The organism is Photorhabdus hainanensis (genome assembly GCF_018448965.1).
In the GTDB taxonomy this organism is placed as follows: Bacteria; Pseudomonadota; Gammaproteobacteria; order Enterobacterales; family Enterobacteriaceae; genus Photorhabdus; species Photorhabdus akhurstii.
In genome coordinates, this window is sequence record NZ_RCWD01000094.1 from 1 (window position 1) to 1,911 (window position 1,911).

The 1,911-nt window shown below is 39.7% G+C and carries 4 protein-coding genes; 2 read left to right on the plus strand and 2 right to left on the minus strand.

The annotated features are described in order from the left end of the window. Window positions 1–378: 378 nt before the first annotated feature. A complete protein-coding gene (locus EAE92_RS23950) occupies window positions 379–546 on the minus strand; it encodes a hypothetical protein (RefSeq protein ID WP_165603324.1) in 168 nt (55 codons plus the stop codon). A gap of 119 nt (window positions 547–665) precedes the next feature. On the opposite strand from EAE92_RS23950, the gene EAE92_RS23955 reads away from it, so the two are divergent. Further along, entirely contained in the window at window positions 666–1,133 is a 468-nt protein-coding gene (locus EAE92_RS23955; RefSeq protein WP_214069844.1) for a hypothetical protein, read from the plus strand. 247 nt (window positions 1,134–1,380) lie between these two features. Beyond that, complete coding sequence (locus tag EAE92_RS23960) at window positions 1,381–1,671, plus strand: hypothetical protein (protein ID WP_214069845.1); 291 nt, start codon at window positions 1,381–1,383, stop codon at window positions 1,669–1,671. On the opposite strand, the gene EAE92_RS23965 is transcribed toward EAE92_RS23960, so the two are convergent. Then, window positions 1,672–1,911: transposase (locus tag EAE92_RS23965; RefSeq protein WP_214066812.1), on the minus strand; the 240-nt coding region annotated here is incomplete at its 5' end.

The following is a 1,911-nucleotide window of genomic DNA, read 5'->3' on the forward strand; positions in this document are numbered from 1 at the left end:
GGGTAAATGCGGACTTTGGTGGCTCTTAACATCATCAGCGCTCATCGGGATAGTTTATGTATTTTAACCGCTTTTTGGGGCCGTGTCCCCCCCGGGCTGCCAGTGAACGTGATGGTTAATAACCTGAAAGCTCTGCGGGCTTTTCGCCTTATATCACCGCCCGCATTGGGCGAGGGTTTACGGCGGATTTTGCTAAAATTGTATTCTTATTGTTCTGTGATGTATCAAAATGTTTCAATTTGTCATCCTTGGCTTAGGGGTTGTAACCTTTTAAACTGCCTGCACGGTGATATCCAATCGTAATCATGATCCCGACCAAACTCAGCTATCTAGGTTGCTTATGCGGCAGTAAATGGGACTCCCATAGTGGGACTAATATCAATAAAGATGGAATTCGCAAATTTTTTTAAACTCATTTGACTGTTCCTCTGTCAAATGAGTCGTTATGTCAGCAACCATTGATGCCACCTTACGTTCCACCCATTTCCATGATGAACCACTACCACCACCCAACTGGGAAGAAATGGCATCTTTGATAAAAGCCATGTGGACCTCTGTTTTTGGACGTAAAAAAGCCGCAATTAAGAGGCGTAATAATATTAACCATTGCTCATTAATTGTGTTTCATTCAAAGTAATGAATAATTTATTAACGGAGTGAAACCGATGAAATATTTAAAAAGTTTTACGGCATTAGTATTATCAATACCTATGATGGCGTTTTCTGCATCTCCTATTATTTGTGAAAATGAATCCCCAGGTAACACCATTACATCTATCTGGCCTTCAATTTATTTATCAGACCCGAATACGCTTTGCTTTGATGTCAAAGGGTGGCCAGAATTTTCCGGTACAAATTGCGTTAAAAACGGTAAAAACGCGAAATGGACTGGCCTTGTCATTGTTTGGAAAGATGAGGAATCACAAGGTCGGGATTCAACCCATTTCCGTGTAGTTAATCCCGTAGTCACAGATGAACAAATACAATATCGCATAGAGTGGTCTCGTGGGGACGAATGGCGCACTATGCAGAACGTAGCCATCAACCGACTTACTGGTGACGCCGTGAGCTACTTTGTCAATGAGCATGGTGGAGAAAGCTACAAGTGCAAGGTTGCGAAAAAAGCAATTTAATCAAACGGATCGTTTAGAGAAGCTGATAGAGTCCCAAAAATAACAGATAGAATAGTCCTGCTACGATGGCGGGGCTTTAAGCTGCCTCTGTATTCACTTTGTTTTTTGACGCCACTGTAGCTACCCTAGAATAAACAGATTAAATAAACTTACCAAGTCAGAGGGATTATCTCAATAGTCACAATTTGCTTTGCATTGCAACTATGTAGATATATCCTAATAGTTTTTTAAGTCAGAGGTATTCGTCGTGAAAAAAACTCCCTTGTTAGCATTATTTTTACTTTCACTATCATCAACAGCGGCAACTAAAGTTTTTGTTTGCGGTAATGACTTCATACAAATCGTTGACAACAACGGGCTAATTGAAGAGATTAGAGTCAACGATAAACCTACGGATATATTCACTATGAGCCACAAGGTGACTGACGCAGGTGATGTCGACTCTTTCTTTATATATGGATACAAAGGAAATCGAGAAGTAACGCGCTTATTTAATTCCGGTAAGACAAAACAAACAATAAAACAAAACTTTTCCTGATTACCATCGAATCTCAGCTAGCTTGAGTAAATACTCAGGTATAGGTGCTGCCCGGATACATGAATAAATAAGCTGTTCGAATGTTTTTTTAAGGTTAAAGCGCCAATTGAACCTGAAACAGAATTCGGCAAGATAACGAGGTAAATACTTTTTGCTAATCGAATGATATGTTCCGCGTATCGAATTTTTTACATTACTTATCATTGTGTTAACCCACTGAAAATAAGGAAGCTTAACACT

What these genes read in the sequence shown, in the direction of transcription:
- EAE92_RS23950 (WP_165603324.1), bottom strand. Translation starts at nt 546, where the DNA reads ATGGCTTTTATCAAAGATGCCATTTCTTCCCAGTTGGGTGGTGGTAGT.
- EAE92_RS23955 (WP_214069844.1), top strand. Translation starts at nt 666, where the DNA reads ATGAAATATTTAAAAAGTTTTACGGCATTAGTATTATCAATACCTATG.